Origin of the sequence: Salegentibacter tibetensis, assembly GCF_020164485.1 — a bacterium.
GTDB classification, from domain to species: domain Bacteria; phylum Bacteroidota; class Bacteroidia; order Flavobacteriales; family Flavobacteriaceae; genus Salegentibacter; species Salegentibacter tibetensis.
The window spans coordinates 20,290-34,459 of record NZ_JAIQZA010000022.1; the positions used below are offsets into that span (position 1 = coordinate 20,290).

17 protein-coding genes are annotated in these 14,170 nt (G+C 39.0%); 14 read left to right on the forward strand and 3 right to left on the reverse strand.

All coding sequences use genetic code 11. The features are described 5' to 3' along the window. Nucleotides 1–218: 218 nt before the first annotated feature. Both LB467_RS12070 and LB467_RS12075 read right to left on the reverse strand, forming a co-directional pair. Complete coding sequence (locus LB467_RS12070) at nt 219–971, reverse strand: ThuA domain-containing protein (RefSeq protein WP_224474294.1); 753 nt, start codon at nt 969–971, stop codon at nt 219–221. A gap of 3 nt (nt 972–974) precedes the next feature. Next, nucleotides 975–1,874 (reverse strand): helix-turn-helix domain-containing protein, encoded by a 900-nt coding sequence (locus tag LB467_RS12075; RefSeq protein ID WP_224474295.1) that lies wholly within the window; start codon nt 1,872–1,874, stop codon nt 975–977. 199 nt (nt 1,875–2,073) lie between these two features. On the opposite strand from LB467_RS12075, the gene hemA reads away from it, so the two are divergent. The 14 genes from hemA (at nt 2,074) to LB467_RS12145 (ending at nt 13,445) form a co-directional block, all read left to right on the forward strand. Continuing rightward, the gene (hemA, locus tag LB467_RS12080; RefSeq protein WP_224474296.1) at nt 2,074–3,330 is read left to right on the forward strand and encodes a glutamyl-tRNA reductase; all 1,257 of its coding nucleotides are present in this window, start codon (nt 2,074–2,076) and stop codon (nt 3,328–3,330) included. Continuing rightward, a complete protein-coding gene (gene hemC, locus LB467_RS12085) occupies nt 3,327–4,247 on the forward strand; it encodes a hydroxymethylbilane synthase (protein ID WP_224474297.1) in 921 nt (306 codons plus the stop codon). Before hemA ends, hemC begins: the two co-directional genes overlap by 4 nt. A 22-nt stretch (nt 4,248–4,269) precedes the next feature. Beyond that, on the forward strand, nt 4,270–4,917 hold the full coding sequence (locus tag LB467_RS12090; protein ID WP_224474298.1) for a uroporphyrinogen-III synthase: 648 nt from the start codon (nt 4,270–4,272) through the stop codon (nt 4,915–4,917). Then, complete coding sequence (hemE, locus tag LB467_RS12095) at nt 4,914–5,942, forward strand: uroporphyrinogen decarboxylase (protein ID WP_224474299.1); 1,029 nt, start codon at nt 4,914–4,916, stop codon at nt 5,940–5,942. Before LB467_RS12090 ends, hemE begins: the two co-directional genes overlap by 4 nt. A 26-nt stretch (nt 5,943–5,968) precedes the next feature. Continuing rightward, nucleotides 5,969–6,427, forward strand: a complete 459-nt coding sequence (locus tag LB467_RS12100; RefSeq protein WP_224474300.1) for a DUF6973 domain-containing protein — start codon at nt 5,969–5,971, stop codon at nt 6,425–6,427. A 2-nt stretch (nt 6,428–6,429) separates the two neighbouring features. Beyond that, nucleotides 6,430–7,332: an oxygen-dependent coproporphyrinogen oxidase gene (gene hemF / locus LB467_RS12105; RefSeq protein ID WP_224474301.1), complete on the forward strand. Its 903-nt coding sequence runs from the start codon at nt 6,430–6,432 to the stop codon at nt 7,330–7,332. Between the two features lie 37 nt (nt 7,333–7,369). Beyond that, entirely contained in the window at nt 7,370–8,359 is a 990-nt protein-coding gene (hemB, locus tag LB467_RS12110; protein WP_224474302.1) for a porphobilinogen synthase, read from the forward strand. Between the two features lie 137 nt (nt 8,360–8,496). Then, nucleotides 8,497–8,844: a hypothetical protein gene (locus LB467_RS12115; RefSeq protein ID WP_224474303.1), complete on the forward strand. Its 348-nt coding sequence runs from the start codon at nt 8,497–8,499 to the stop codon at nt 8,842–8,844. 100 nt (nt 8,845–8,944) lie between these two features. Further along, nucleotides 8,945–9,418 (forward strand): hypothetical protein, encoded by a 474-nt coding sequence (locus LB467_RS12120; RefSeq protein WP_224474304.1) that lies wholly within the window; start codon nt 8,945–8,947, stop codon nt 9,416–9,418. A gap of 131 nt (nt 9,419–9,549) precedes the next feature. Next, entirely contained in the window at nt 9,550–10,677 is a 1,128-nt protein-coding gene (locus tag LB467_RS12125) for a CNNM domain-containing protein (RefSeq protein ID WP_224474305.1), read from the forward strand. Then, nucleotides 10,622–11,104 (forward strand): methylated-DNA--[protein]-cysteine S-methyltransferase, encoded by a 483-nt coding sequence (locus tag LB467_RS12130; protein WP_224474306.1) that lies wholly within the window; start codon nt 10,622–10,624, stop codon nt 11,102–11,104. The genes LB467_RS12125 and LB467_RS12130 overlap by 56 nt, the downstream gene beginning before the upstream one ends. A gap of 12 nt (nt 11,105–11,116) precedes the next feature. Beyond that, nucleotides 11,117–12,271, forward strand: coding sequence for a serine hydrolase domain-containing protein (locus LB467_RS12135; RefSeq protein ID WP_224474307.1), 1,155 nt, complete (start codon nt 11,117–11,119; stop codon nt 12,269–12,271). Further along, nucleotides 12,255–12,968 (forward strand): 3'-5' exonuclease, encoded by a 714-nt coding sequence (locus LB467_RS12140; RefSeq protein WP_224474308.1) that lies wholly within the window; start codon nt 12,255–12,257, stop codon nt 12,966–12,968. The genes LB467_RS12135 and LB467_RS12140 overlap by 17 nt, the downstream gene beginning before the upstream one ends. A 117-nt stretch (nt 12,969–13,085) precedes the next feature. Continuing rightward, entirely contained in the window at nt 13,086–13,445 is a 360-nt protein-coding gene (locus tag LB467_RS12145; RefSeq protein WP_224474309.1) for a DUF6616 family protein, read from the forward strand. A gap of 60 nt (nt 13,446–13,505) precedes the next feature. On the opposite strand, the gene LB467_RS12150 is transcribed toward LB467_RS12145, so the two are convergent. Continuing rightward, nucleotides 13,506–14,159, reverse strand: coding sequence for a CoA transferase subunit B (locus LB467_RS12150; RefSeq protein ID WP_224474310.1), 654 nt, complete (start codon nt 14,157–14,159; stop codon nt 13,506–13,508). Nucleotides 14,160–14,170: the final 11 nt, after the last annotated feature.

A 14,170-nucleotide genomic window follows, 5' to 3' on the forward strand; every position in this document is an offset into this window, starting at 1 on the left:
AGCCCCTGTGGGTGCCATTTTTGGGTCCAGCAGCATGCTGGTTTCATCTGTTTAAAATTCACCCCCATAGCGGGAATTCATCACAGGCTAGTAATCATCTCCCTATATATTGCTAACCTTTGTGTCCAGCCTCAAGCTGGTTTCAATTCAAAAATAAGATTATTTGCTACAGGGAATTCCAAATACTTATTGCTGTTTTTTATACACCTATAGAGCGCCTATTTTTCCTCTCCCAAAGCAAATAAAATAGATTGAAGAATATGCTCCTGGAATAATGGTTCTATATAAGATTCAATAGTATGTCCCAAACCGGTATAAATTGAAACTCCTCCGTGGCCGGTTTCCCTAAACCAGGCAATAGGATGCTCCTCACCGTTAGTACCGCCTTCGTAAGAATCTTCATCCAAATAAAGGAGCACCTGCATTTCAGGATTTAAATTTTTGTAGTTATACCATTCGTCGGTTTTGGACCAAACTTCTGGTAAATGAGCAACCGCGGGATGCTCTGGCATATTCAATATTACGTCAGCTTGTTGAACTTCGGGATGCCCATCAAAATACCCTCCAACTAATTCTCCATACCAGGGCCATTCGTATTCCGTATCTGCAGCAGCGTGAATTCCGAAGAAATTACCACCGTTTTCAATATATTTCTCAAAAGCTTCCTGCTCTTCATCGTCCAGTACATTTCCTGTAGTATTTAGAAAAATAACCAGATCAAATTCAGCCAGGTTTTCATCGTTAAAATCATCGGCATCCTGAGTAGTGCTTACTTCAAATATATGGTCTTCGCCAAGATCTGAGATAAAATCTCTTCCGGTTGGGATAGCCTCATGCCAAAATCCGGCTGTTTTATAAAAAACAAGTACTTCTTTATTTTTTTCGTTTTCATTTTCGGTTTCCTGGGCAAAGCTGGAATTTAGGCCAAAAAAGAACGAGCAAACAAAAATGCTTACAATTATTCTGAACATATTTTAAATATTTGGGGTTAATGACATAATATATTTCTTGGGAGTAGTACCGAATTTCTTTTTAAAGGCCGCAATAAAATGACTCCCTGTGCTGTAACCCACTTTAAGTCCTACTTCGTTTACATTATAGTCCCCGCTATCTAAAAGTTTTCGGGCATATTCCATTTTATAATCAAAAAGAAAGCTGTAAACCGAATCTCCGTAAATTTGCTTAAAACCTTCCTTAAGCTTTTTAAGACTCAAGCCAATTTCTTCAGATAATTCCTGGAGTGAAGGCGGCTCGGCCATCCGGGAAATCACAATATCCTTGGCTTTTCTTATTTTGATTATATTTTCTTCGTCACTAAGAAACGGGCATTGTTCGACATTTGGATCTTCGGTCCTGTTAAAATACAAACTTAGCAGCTCGTAAGCTTTCCCTTTAAAATAGAGGTTTTTAATACTTTGAGTAAGGTTAAAATTCATCACCTGATTAAGCACTATCGCCATAGAAGGTGAAATTGGTCCATCTTTATAATATTTTTTATCCTTGTTATCGGCGCTTAAAAAAGTGATATACCCAGCTTCCTGTGAAAAAAGGGAATGGAATTTTTTTATGGATATCACCAGGGAAATTAACCAGGAATTTGGCTCCAAAACCAGGTTTAACGGAAGATCCTGCTGCGGGTTGTAGAGCAACAAAGAGCTCTCTTCATTAAGCGGAAGCTCGTAATTGTTATTATTGAACAAAAATTTACTACTTCCTTTTAAGTTGAAATGAAACTGAATATAACTACTATCTATATCTCGAATAATTTTCTGAATATCAGGGGTTTCGTTTTGAAACTTTAAAAGATAAAAACCATCCTCAATTTTCAACTCCTCAGTAAATCCTACAGCGTTATTTTTATCTTCTGAAATCATTTTTTTAAATTTTATCCTATTTAGAACAGTTCTAAACTATTGAAGTCAAACCAACTATCACTACTGCAAAAGTAAGGATTTGCATTTTTTAAAGGTATAAAAAACTTAAAATAACTGAAAGCGATACAAAAAGTACTTTGAGCGTTACTTTTTGATTTAACATTAGCTTAATTTTGTCCCGAATACCCTAAATAGGTACATGGAAGATTATCACATCGCAAGCGGAAAACATTTTTACACCATAGGTCTTAGTTACAAAAAGGCTGATGCAGAAATAAGAGGACATTTTAGTTTGGACGAAGAAGCCAAGAACGGCTTACTTCAACAGGCTAAGGCTAAAGGCATTGATGCCATTCTCGTAACTTCTACATGTAACCGTACCGAAATTTACGGATTCGCACAACACCCATTTCAGCTAATCAAATTACTTTGTGAACACACCCACGGCACTGTAGAAGAGTTTGAAAAAGTGGCTTATGTTCATAAAAACAAACAGGCCATTTCCCATATGTTCAGGGTTGGCACCGGTTTGGATAGCCAGATTCTTGGTGATTTTGAAATTATTAGTCAGTTAAAAGTTGCGTTTATACGCTCTAAAAAGTTTGGCCTTGTAAACGCATTTTTAGAAAGACTGGCCAACGCGGTTATCCAGGCGAGCAAGCGAATTAAAAATGAAACCGAAATTTCTTCAGGCGCTACTTCAGTGGCTTTTGCTTCGGTTCAATATATTCTAAACAATGTTCCGAATGTTTCCGATAAGAATATCTTGCTTTTCGGAACCGGAAAAATTGGAAGAAACACCTGCGAAAACCTTATAAAACATACAAAGAACGAACATATTACCCTTATTAACCGCACCAAAGACAAAGCGGAAAAAATCGCGGGTAAATTTAACCTTATCGTAAAAGATTACGCCGATCTACAGGCTGAAATAAGAAAAGCCGATATTTTAATTGTCGCTACCGGGGCACAAAATCCCACCATTTCTGAAGAATTAATCTATTCGAACAAAGATCTCCTTGTTTTAGACCTATCTATACCAAAGAACGTTTCAGAAGATGTAGCACATTTACTGAATGTAAAACTAGTTCACCTCGATCAGCTTGCGAAAATGACCGACGAGAATTTAGAACGAAGAAAGCAATTTATTCCTCAGGCCGAATCTATTATCAAAGAGGTGGAAACCGATTTTAATAAATGGCTGGAAACCCGAAAATTCGCGCCTACTATAAAAGCTTTAAAGAAAAAGCTTAGAAGCATGAAAGATGCTGAACTAGATTTTCAGCGTAGAAAAATATCAGATTTCAACGATGAGCAGGCCGAAATTGTGAGCAACAGGATTATCCAGAAAATAATGAAGCACTTCGCCAATCATTTAAAAGGAGATTCAGAAACTACAGATGAAAGCCTGGAGTTGATCCAGAAAGTATTTCAGCTTGAAGAACAGGCCAAATGAACAAAGTAATTCGCATTGGCACCAGGGATAGCGAACTCGCACTCTGGCAGGCAAAAACAGTGCAAAACGCGCTGGAAAAACTTGGCCACGAAACCAAACTCGTACCCGTAAAATCTACCGGTGACCTTAATTTAGATCAGCCGCTTTACGAAATGGGCATTACCGGGATTTTCACCAAAACCCTGGACGTAGCAATGATTAAAGGCGAAGTTGATATCGCCGTACATTCTATGAAAGATGTTCCCACGGCACTTCCACAAGGAATTGTTGAAGCTGCGGTGTTGAAACGTGCCAACACCAAAGATATCCTTATTCATAAAGGCCTCGATTTCCTGGAAAGCGATGGCACCATTGCCACCGGCAGTTTACGCCGCAAAGCGCAATGGCTTAACAAATATCCTACTCACAAGGTGGTGGATTTGCGTGGAAACGTAAACACCCGAATGAAAAAATTAGACGATCACAACTGGAACGGAGCTATTTTCGCTGCTGCGGGACTGGAGCGTATCGCATTAAAGCCAGATAATTTTATAGACCTAAACTGGATGATTCCTGCCCCTGCCCAAGGCGCAATGCTTGTGGTAGCGATGCAAGAGGACGAATTTACCCGAAAAGCACTCGCGCTATTAAATCATAAGGAATCTAAAATAACCGTACATATTGAACGTGAATTTTTAAAGGTTTTAGAAGGCGGGTGTACCGCGCCAATTGGAGCTTTAGCTACAATTGACAAAAATCTGGTTTATTTTAAAGGCGCACTTTTTAGTTTGGACGGAAAAGAAAAAATTGGTGTTGAAAAAACAGTTTCCTTAGATGAAATTGAGAATTTTGGAAGACGCTGTGCTGAAGAGATTCTAAACAATGGCGGATCAAAATTGATGCAGCAAATTAAGGCTGAAATTAACTCCGAAGGCTGATTTTCATTTAAAAACTCCAAAAATGAAAAGCATTCTTTCCACTAAAAAATTCAGTAATTCTCAGAAACAATTGTTTCTAAATTCGGGCTTGAGTTTGGTGGAATATGATGCAATTAACACTGAAGCTACCGATTTCGAACTTCCTTCAGAAAAGATAAAAAACGCTATTTTCACCAGTAAAAATTCAGTAAAGGCAGTTTTGGGAAAAGTGGAGGTTGAACACTGCTTCTGCGTAGGCAAAAAAACCGCGGACTTACTAAGTGAAAACGGATTTCATATTCAGGAAATCACTGATTACGGCAAAGATTTGGGAGAAATAATAGTTCAGAAATATCCTGAAGAAAGCTTTATTTTTTTCTGCGGAAATAAAAGAAGGGATGAGATTCCAGAGATCCTGCAAGGAAATAAAATCGATTTTAAAGAAATTGAAGTTTATAAAACAAGTTTAAATCCGAAGCCATTTTCCCAGGAATTTGACGGGATTTTATTTTTTAGTCCGAGTGCAGTACAAAGTTTTACTGCTGAAAATCAACTAAAAGATGTAACGGCATTTTGCATAGGAAAAACAACTGCGACGGAAGCCAAAAAACATACAAACAACATAATAATCGCCACCAAACCTTCTATTGAAAATGTGATTGTGCAGGTGGTGAAATATTTTAAAAAATGATAAAAAACGATCTATTTCTAAAAGCTTTAAAAGGAGAAACAGTAGAACGCCCGCCGGTTTGGATGATGCGCCAGGCAGGCCGCTACCTTCCCGATTTTATGAAGCTTAAAGAAAAATACGACTTTTTCACCCGTTGTAGAACTCCAGAGCTCGCTACAGAAATCACCGTTATGCCAATCAACCAGGTAGGTACCGATGCTGCTATTCTTTTTAGCGATATTTTGGTAATTCCACAGGCGATGAACATTGAAGTGGAAATGAAACCCGGGCTCGGGCCATGGTTGCCGAACCCAATACGCACAGCAAAAGATGTAGATGACGTGATTGTTCCCGATATCGAGGAAACCTTAGGCTATGTGATGGATGCCATTAAAATGACCAAACAGGAATTGAACAATGAAGTTCCGCTAATTGGTTTTGCAGGTTCCCCGTGGACAATTTTATGCTATGCCGTACAGGGCCAGGGTTCCAAAAATTTTGATAAAGCGAAGAAATTCTGTTTTATCAATCCTGTTGCTGCCCACCAATTATTACAGAAAATAACCGACACCACCATCGCTTACCTAAAAGCCAAAGTTGCAGCCGGGGTAGATGCGGTGCAAATTTTTGATTCCTGGGGCGGAATGCTGAGCCCGGTAGATTATCAGGAGTTTTCCTGGAAATACATTCAGCAGATAATTGATGCTTTAAAAGATGAAATCCCTGTGATCGCCTTTGGAAAAGGTTGCTGGTTTGCCCTTCACGAAATGGCAAATTCCGGAGCTTCAGCTCTGGGAGTAGACTGGACCCTAAGTGCAAGAAACGCGCGTTATTTAAGTGGCGGAAGAATTACGCTGCAAGGTAATTTTGATCCCGCAAGGTTATATTCCCCACCATCCGAGATCAAGAAAATGGTAACCCAAATGATTAATGAGTTTGGAAAAGACCAGTATATCGTAAACCTTGGACACGGCATTTTGCCCGATATTCCGGTAGAAAATGCCAAAGCTTTTGTAGATGCGGTAAAGGAATATAAAGTCCAATAATGGCAGTCTGGGCGCGGATTAAAAATATGAAATTTAAGGAGCTGTTTTCGGTTTCTAAAGTTTTTATAAGAAAACCGCGCTATATTTTTCCAACATACAAGGCGACAATTCAAACTATAAAAATTTGTGACGAGCTTTACAAAAAAGAACATCACAACAACGGAAAAGAAAATGCCTTTAGGCACGCCCTCTGGAATTATTTAATCTGCAAAAAGTGTTATCATATTTCAGGTTCAGTGGAAGTCGTTAGAAATTGGAGCGATCACATCACCGGTTTGCACGAAAAGCTTTCGCCCAATGAAAAACTGGCAAAAGCGATGGACTTACATAACAACCGCATTGGGCAGCAGGTTTTTAAGGAAGATGATAATTCAACCGAAGAAATCATAGCACTGATTCAGCAAAAAATGGAGCAGGCAGTAAAGCTTTCCGAAGAAAAATTCCCGGAAGGTATTCAGAACAAACTCGTTTATATTGAAGATTGAAAATGAGAGAGCAATTTTATAAATACATTGAAGATTTACAGGATAGCATCTGTGCAAAACTGGAGGAGATAGACGGCACTGCTAAGTTTCAGCAAGACCTTTGGGAACGTGAAGAAGGCGGTGGTGGTAGAACACGGGTTATAGAAAACGGGGCTGTTTTCGAAAAAGGTGGCGTAAATATTTCGGCAGTTCACGGCCCCCTTGCCCCGGCTATGCAAGAATATTTTAAAGTTGGCGATGTAGACTTCTTCGCCTGCGGACTCAGTTTGGTGATCCATCCTAAAAATCCCATGGTGCCGACGGTACACGCCAACTGGCGCTATTTTGAAATGTATGATAAAAACGGAAACGTTTTAGACCAGTGGTTTGGCGGCGGACAGGACCTTACACCTTACTATTTATTTGAAGAAGATGCCAAACATTTTCACCAGGTTTCAAAAGCAGCCTGTGATAAGCATTCTTCTAAATTCTATCCGGAATACAAGAAAAAATGTGATGAGTATTTCTGGAATTCACACCGCAATGAAGCCCGAGGAATCGGTGGATTGTTCTTTGATTATTTAAAAGCTTCCGAAGAAAAAAGTATAGACGACTGGTATGATTTCGTAACCGAAGTTGGCAATAGTTTCCTTGAAGCTTATGTGCCAATTGTAGAGAAACGTAAGAACCTGCAATATTCTGAAGCAAATCGAACCTGGCAGGAAATAAGACGCGGTAGATATGTTGAATTCAATTTAGTACACGATAAAGGCACGCTTTTCGGGTTAAAAACCAATGGAAGGATTGAAAGCATTTTAATGAGTTTGCCCCCACACGTGCAATGGGTTTACGACCACCGCCCCGAACCCGGAAGCGAGGAAGAAAGATTATTAAAGGTTTTGGAAAAACCACGAAATTGGGTTTAACTGAAAACTGATTTACTGAGAACCGAAAACTGAGATTATGTACCCATTAAGAAGAAATAGAAGATTAAGAACCAGCGAAGCAATGCGCAGCCTTGTGCGGGAGAACGCAATAACCCCAAACGATTTTATCGCACCGCTGTTTGTGGTTGAGGGAAAGAATAAAAAGGAAGAAATCGCATCTATGCCGAATTATTTTCGGTTTAGCCTGGATCTGCTTGAGAAGGAAGTTAAAGAACTGTGGAATTTAGGCATCAAATCGGTGTTGTTATTTGTAAAAGTTCCCGACAACCTAAAAGACAATGCCGGGACTGAGGCTTTAAATAACGACGGACTTATGCCGCGTGCTATTAGGACCGTAAAAAATGCAGTTCCCGAAATGCTGGTCATGACCGATGTTGCCCTGGATCCTTATTCGGCTTATGGGCACGATGGAGTTATTGCTCACGGAAAAATAATAAACGACGATACTACCGCAATTTTAGCTGAAATGGGATTATCTCACGCCAAAGCCGGTGCCGATATCCTTGCTCCTAGCGATATGATGGACGGCCGTATTTTTGAAATGCGCGGCCTGCTGGAAGACGAAGGTTTCCACGATACCGGGATTATGAGCTATAGCGCAAAATACGCTTCGGCTTTTTACGGTCCGTTTCGGGATGCTTTGGATTCTGCCCCGGTAGATGCCGAAAATATCCCGAAGGATAAAAAAACTTACCAGATGGATCCCGCAAACCGGGAAGAGGCGGTTAAAGAAACCCTTATGGATATAGAGGAAGGCGCCGATATCGTGATGGTAAAACCGGGATTGTGCTATCTGGATATTGTTCGTGATATTCGAAATGCGGTAAATATTCCCGTAGCCGTTTACCAGGTTAGTGGCGAATATGCGATGATTAAAGCTGCGGCAGAAAAAGGTTGGCTGGATCACGATGCCGTGGTTTTAGAACAATTAACCGCCATTAAGCGCGCCGGTGCTTCAATGATTGCCAGCTATTTTGCAAAAGATGCAGTGAAATTAATTTCCTGATTTTATAACTAAAATTTATCATTTTCGAATCTGATTTTTAGCTAATTTTGCTCGTTGGATGGGATCTAAAATATTAACCGAAAGTTTATTTTTCTCAACCAAATGCCTGGTGGATTTAACCCTGGCCAGTTGATTTTATGCAAAACCGAAGTTTTAATATTATAAGCTTATTGTTGGTGCTGCTCCTAAGCATTACCAGCAATACTGTTTTTGCTTTTTCAACCACGGTTGTAAATCTCGATTCCCGAAACTACGATTACCTGCAAGCCGAACAGAACCAGCAGGCGGTTATTTTTTCTGAAATTATCTCTTCAGAAAATATTATTTCAGAAGAAAATTTTCCAAATTCTTCAGGCAATTTGTGTTCTTCATTTTCTTCAAAAAAGAAACTTCTCATTTCGGTTGAAAAAAATGCGTTTTTCAACGCTTTAGATCAAAGACAGTTAATACTTCAACAAATCTTTCCTTTCCATTTTTTCTGGTGAAATAAATGCTTTCCGAAGAAAAATATCAATTTCTTCAAAGAAATACTTTGTCTGAACCTCTTCAGACATAATTAAAAATTTCACCTAAATACTATAAAAAATGGATACTGCATCTACGCTAATTGGCCTTGGGCTGTTAGCCTTGTTCGTGCTGCCGATATTACTACTTATCTGGCAACAAAACACTAATGAAAAAAACCGACTTAAAACCTTAAAGGAAATAGGTTCAAAAAATAATTTAGATACCGATACGGTTGAGGTTTCAGCAACCCTTTTCCTGGGACTGGACAGTAAATCGAAGAAACTGCTGGTAATAGAACCCAACAATAATATGCAACATCGGGTTTTGGACCTTTTAGAAATTAAAAACACTAAAGTGAGCACCTTGCAACTTGCTGAAAACAGGAATTATATTAGAAGAATTAGTTTGGACCTTTCTGGAAACTCTCAGGACAAGAAACTCTCTGAAATCATATTTTATGATGAAGACGATAACGAGAACAATAACGCTTCTGAAAGATTAATTGCAGCCAACAGATGGAACCAGATAATCACTGAAAAACTATCGGCTTAAACATTAATAATTAATTCCTATACAGCCCCGGTTTTAATATGCCGGGGCTGATTTTTTATGTTTTACCATTTCTTTACACTTGTTTGCAGTAATTATCTTTAAATTAGTAACTCAAACAACTAAACACCAACATGGGAATACTCATTTTATATGCTACCCTTTCAATTTTTTTCTCTTTTATGTGTTCTATTCTGGAAGCAGCTTTATTAAGTGTTACTCCATCCTACATCAAAATAAAAAATAAGGAGGGCAAAGCATATGCCACCACTTTGGCAAACTTTAAACAAGATATAGACAAACCGTTAATTGCTATTTTAACTGTAAATACTGTTGCCCATACCGTTGGTGCGATTTTAGTAGGTGTACAGGCTGAAAAAATCTGGGGCGATGGAGGAAATGCTGTAGGTATAGTTTCAGCGGTAATGACCCTGGCAATCTTAATTTTATCAGAAATAATACCAAAAACCATAGGCGCCACTTACTGGCAACAGCTGGGAAATTTCACAGCAAAAACCCTTAAAATAATGATCTTTCCACTGAAGTATACCGGTATACTTTGGCTTATGATGCTTACTACCAAATTAATAGGCAAATCGGCACACGTATCTTCTATGAATAGAGAAGAGTTCGCCGCAATTACCGATGCTGCTGAAGAAGAAGGCGTTTTTGACGAAAGTGAGACTACGGTTATTAAAAACCTTTTGGTGTTCAAATCGGTTAAGGCGAAAGACGTGATGACCCCTTATTCTGTTGCTATTATTGAAAGTGAAGATACCAGTATCGAAGAATTTCACCGAACCCATAAAAACCTTAAATTTTCCAGAATTCCGGTTTATAAGGATAAAACCAATAATGTAACCGGTTTTATTTTGAAGGATGATGTGTTAGAGGAAATGATAGACCAAAAAGGTTCTGAACCTTTAAGTGCTTTAAAAAGGGATATTTTTATGAGTGCGGAAGACACGCCAATCCCTGAACTTTTTGAGAATTTTGTTCAAAAAAGGGGGCATATTTCCATAATTGTGGATGAATACGGAAACACCGTTGGTCTGGTCACTATGGAAGATATCATTGAAACCCTGCTAGGCCTTGAAATTATGGACGAGAGCGACAGTATTGAAGATATGCAGATGCTTGCCCGCCAAAACTGGGAAAAGCGCGCAAAACGTCTTGGATTAATTCAAAGGAAAGATAATGGAGAACATGAAGAACCAAAATCAGATATTTCTGAAAACTCCACTGGGAATAGCCAAAATTAACGGCAATGAAAATGGGGTTTCGTCCATTCAGATTCTGGATGAAGAGGTTCCTACTTCAAAAGAGATACCTGATTTTCTTCAATCGGCAGCACAACAGTTGGACGCTTATTTTAAAGGAAATCTACAGGTATTCGATTTAACTCTGAATCCAGAGGGAACCGCTTTTCAGCAAAAAGTGTGGAAAGCTTTAAGTGAAATTCCATATGGTAAAACCTGCAGCTATCTTGAACTTTCCCGGAAACTGGGTGATGAAAAGGCGATTAGAGCCGTAGCATCTGCCAACGGGAAAAATCCGCTTTGGGTGGTAATTCCCTGTCACCGCGTAATTGGCAGCGATGGCTCTTTAACCGGTTATGCCGGCGGACTTCAACGAAAACAATGGCTTTTAAATCACGAGAATAATACGTCACAACTTTCAATGTTCTAAAACTTCTGCTTTATGATTAGATTTTTAAAAATTTCTGGAACTGTAATTTTTGTACTTCTAATCGCTGTTATTATTCTTATTATTTTGGATTTTGGTTATATTTTCCGCGGAATGCAGGCCACTTATTTTCAAGGCCAGAAAACAGCTTACATAGACGATTATCCCCACTTTGAAAACCGACTTATTGAAGCCGGCACTGAAGCTGATACCTGGCCAGAACATTCTAATTACAACTCTGTAACTCCAACCGAAAACCTTGCTGAATTAAATGAAGAACTGGAAACTGCTGCTTTTCTAATTATAAAAAATGATAGTATTTGGTTTGAGGAGTATTACCAGGAATACGGCCCCGAATCTAAAACTAATTCATTTTCTATGGCCAAAAGCATTGTTTCGGCCCTTCTAGGAAAAGCAATTTATGATGGTCATATAAAAAGTTTAGACCAACCGGTTTCTGATTTCTTTCCGCAGTTTAATTCTGAATTAAAAGTCGGCGATTTGTCTTCTATGGCTTCGGGCTTAAACTGGAACGAGAATTATTACAACCCGTTTGGGATGACGGCGAGGGCTTATTTTACCGAAAATATAAGGGATTTGGTCTTGCGGCTAAAAGTAACGAGGACCCCCGGAGAAAGTTTTAAATATCTAAGCGGGAATACCATTCTACTTGGAATGGTAATAGAAAAGGCCACCGGAGAAAATCTTTCAGATTATTTAAGCGAAAGTTTCTGGATACCGCTGGGAATGCAACAAGATGCGCTCTGGCAATTGGACAGCGAGGAAAGCGGAATGGAAAAAGCCTATTGTTGTATCGCTTCCAATGCCCGCGATTTTGCACGTTTTGGTAAACTTTACAAAAACAAAGGAAAGTGGAATGGAAAACAAATTCTGGATCAAGAATTTGTAGCACGGTCTACAGAGCCCCGCTTTGAGGATAGTCCGCAGTATGGTTATGGGTTTTGGTTGAGTGATTATAAGGAAAAGAATATTTTTTATATGCGTGGCATTCGCGGGCAGTATGTGATCGTAGTTCCAGAAGACGACCTCATTATCGTAAGATTGGGGGAAAACCTGATTAAAAAAGAAGAAGACGAAGAACACGCTCCGGATTTCTATAAGTATATTGATGAGACTTATAAAATGTTAAACGATGCTGCAAACGATTAAGCTGGAAAACATACTTTTTCTTGATATAGAAACAGTACCCGAATTTGAAGATTTCAACAAACTCTCTGAAGACAAAAAGTTGCTCTGGCAAGAAAAAACCCAATACCAGCGCAAAGATGATTTTACCCCGCAGGAGTTTTACGATCGGGCCGGAATTTGGGCGGAATTTGGTAAGATCGTATGTATTTCGGTAGGCTTCTTCAGTTTTAAAAATGGGGATAGAACTTTTAGAGTAACTACTTTCAAGGATGAAGAAAGAACCCTGCTTCAGCAGTTTTCTGAATTATTAAATGAGCACTTTGCAAAACCTCAGCATTTACTATGTGCACATAACGGTAAAGAATTCGACTTTCCATTTATCGCGCGCAGGATGTTAATTCATAACCTGGCGCTGCCCTTAAAACTCAATCTATTTGGAAAGAAGCCCTGGGAAGTACCGCACCTGGATACTCTGGAATTATGGAAATTTGGGGATTATAAACATTTTACTTCCCTAAAATTACTCACCAATGTTTTGAAAATTCCATCGCCAAAAGATGATATCTCGGGTAGCGATGTAAGAAACGTTTTTTACAATGAGAAAGACCTGGATCGTATAGTTAGCTACTGCGAAAAAGATGTTCTCGCTATAGCACAGGTTATTCTTAGACTTCGCCAGGAAGAACTTTTAGAAGCTTCCGAGGTAATTAGCGTTTAATGTGATTTTTTTGCGGTATGAGGTTTATCATATTCAATGGTATTTTAACCTAAGCTAAAGAATTACCCATAAAATATTCATTAACTTTAGGTATTCAACCAATAAAACTCAAAATTTATGTATTTGTATATTGAAATGTGGAACGTAACCGGAAAATGGATAGATCTCTCTAAAGAAAAGAGGCGAGAGCTCATGGAAAATATGCAGGATAGAATAACCGGTTTAAAAGATAACGGTGTGGAGAATCTTGGCTGGGCTTTAAATGATGAACACACTCATTACCGAAGCCAGTATCGCTATGTTACCGTATGGAAAATGCCTTCTTTAGATAATGTAGAAACATTGGAAGAAAACTTAAAGAAAGTGGGCTGGTACGATTATTTCTCCCAAGCCAATACACGGGGAGAGATTATTTCCCAAAAAGAAGCTATAGATTTCTTGGTAAATCTGGAGGCGGAATCCACTTCTTTGACTTAAAATTTAACTAGAAACAGAATTATATACCGGCAGTGATTTAAAAACACTGCCGGTATTATTTTATAATTTCATCTCAGGGACATCGCCTTCTACAAGCAATTTTCCTTCTGTAGCCTTTTCAATTTCTTCTACACTAACCCCGGGAGCTCTTTCTAAAAGTTTAAACCCATCTTTAGTAACTTCGATAACAGCAAGATTGGTTACAATCTTTGTTACGCAGGCAACTCCGGTTAAAGGTAATGAGCATTTTTTAAGCAGTTTGGAATCCCCGGATTTATTGGTATGCATCATCGCCACGATTATATTTTCGGCACTGGCCACAAGGTCCATAGCACCACCCATACCTTTCACCATTTTACCCGGAATTTTCCAGTTGGCAATATCACCGTTTTCGGCGACTTCCATCGCACCTAAAATAGTTAGATCTACGTGCTGCCCCCGGATCATCCCAAAACTCATCGCTGAATCAAAAAAACTCGCACCGGGTAGTGCGGTTATGGTTTGTTTCCCTGCGTTGATGAGATCGGCGTCTTCTTCACCTTCAAAAGGAAATGGTCCCATTCCCAGGATTCCATTTTCACTCTGAAACTCAACTTCTATATCGTCACGAACAAAATTAGCTACAAGGGTGGGAATCCCAATTCCCAGATTCACATAATACCCGTCTTTCACCTCTTTTGCAATGCGTTTTGCTATTCCTTCTTTGTCTAACATAATTCAATTTG

Coding starts and splice junctions, on each gene's coding strand:
- LB467_RS12070 (WP_224474294.1), bottom strand. CDS start 971: ATGTTCAGAATAATTGTAAGCATTTTTGTTTGCTCGTTCTTTTTTGGC.
- LB467_RS12075 (WP_224474295.1), bottom strand. CDS start 1,874: ATGATTTCAGAAGATAAAAATAACGCTGTAGGATTTACTGAGGAGTTG.
- hemA (WP_224474296.1), top strand. CDS start 2,074: ATGGAAGATTATCACATCGCAAGCGGAAAACATTTTTACACCATAGGT.
- hemC (WP_224474297.1), top strand. CDS start 3,327: ATGAACAAAGTAATTCGCATTGGCACCAGGGATAGCGAACTCGCACTC.
- LB467_RS12090 (WP_224474298.1), top strand. CDS start 4,270: ATGAAAAGCATTCTTTCCACTAAAAAATTCAGTAATTCTCAGAAACAA.
- hemE (WP_224474299.1), top strand. CDS start 4,914: ATGATAAAAAACGATCTATTTCTAAAAGCTTTAAAAGGAGAAACAGTA.
- LB467_RS12100 (WP_224474300.1), top strand. CDS start 5,969: ATGAAATTTAAGGAGCTGTTTTCGGTTTCTAAAGTTTTTATAAGAAAA.
- hemF (WP_224474301.1), top strand. CDS start 6,430: ATGAGAGAGCAATTTTATAAATACATTGAAGATTTACAGGATAGCATC.
- hemB (WP_224474302.1), top strand. CDS start 7,370: ATGTACCCATTAAGAAGAAATAGAAGATTAAGAACCAGCGAAGCAATG.
- LB467_RS12115 (WP_224474303.1), top strand. CDS start 8,497: ATGCAAAACCGAAGTTTTAATATTATAAGCTTATTGTTGGTGCTGCTC.
- LB467_RS12120 (WP_224474304.1), top strand. CDS start 8,945: ATGGATACTGCATCTACGCTAATTGGCCTTGGGCTGTTAGCCTTGTTC.
- LB467_RS12125 (WP_224474305.1), top strand. CDS start 9,550: ATGGGAATACTCATTTTATATGCTACCCTTTCAATTTTTTTCTCTTTT.
- LB467_RS12130 (WP_224474306.1), top strand. CDS start 10,622: ATGAAGAACCAAAATCAGATATTTCTGAAAACTCCACTGGGAATAGCC.
- LB467_RS12135 (WP_224474307.1), top strand. CDS start 11,117: ATGATTAGATTTTTAAAAATTTCTGGAACTGTAATTTTTGTACTTCTA.
- LB467_RS12140 (WP_224474308.1), top strand. CDS start 12,255: ATGCTGCAAACGATTAAGCTGGAAAACATACTTTTTCTTGATATAGAA.
- LB467_RS12145 (WP_224474309.1), top strand. CDS start 13,086: ATGTATTTGTATATTGAAATGTGGAACGTAACCGGAAAATGGATAGAT.
- LB467_RS12150 (WP_224474310.1), bottom strand. CDS start 14,159: ATGTTAGACAAAGAAGGAATAGCAAAACGCATTGCAAAAGAGGTGAAA.